Annotated in this window: 1 protein-coding gene; it reads left to right on the top strand. The window is 54.6% G+C overall.

What is annotated here, in order from left to right; all coding sequences use genetic code 11:
* The coding region (locus tag PY649_RS34940) for a transposase (protein ID WP_285873638.1) at positions 1-345 on the top strand (345 nt) is incomplete at its 5' end.
* Between the last annotated feature and the right edge of the window lies 1 nt (position 346).

Raw genomic sequence — 346 nt, forward strand, 5'->3', positions numbered from 1 at the left:
CCGATCAATGGCCAATGCTTCAAGGCCTATGTCGAGCAACAACTCGTCCCGACGCTGCGGCCAGGCGACATCGTCATCATGGACAATCTGGGCAGCCACAAATCCGGGCAGATACGCCAGTTGATCAGGGCCGCCGGCGCAAGGCTCTGGTTTCTGCCGCCCTATTCACCAGACCTCAATCCAATCGAGCAAGCCTTCGCCAAGATCAAGCATTGGATGCGAATAGCGCAAATGCGCACCATCGAAGACACCTGGCGATATCTCGGCTCACTCGTCCAGACCATCGGTCCAGACGAGTGCACCAATTATCTTGTCAACGCTGGATATGCTTCAAACAAAACATGAA

Source organism: Rhizobium mayense (assembly GCF_030272705.1).
Lineage (GTDB): Bacteria > Pseudomonadota > Alphaproteobacteria > Rhizobiales > Rhizobiaceae > Rhizobium > Rhizobium mayense.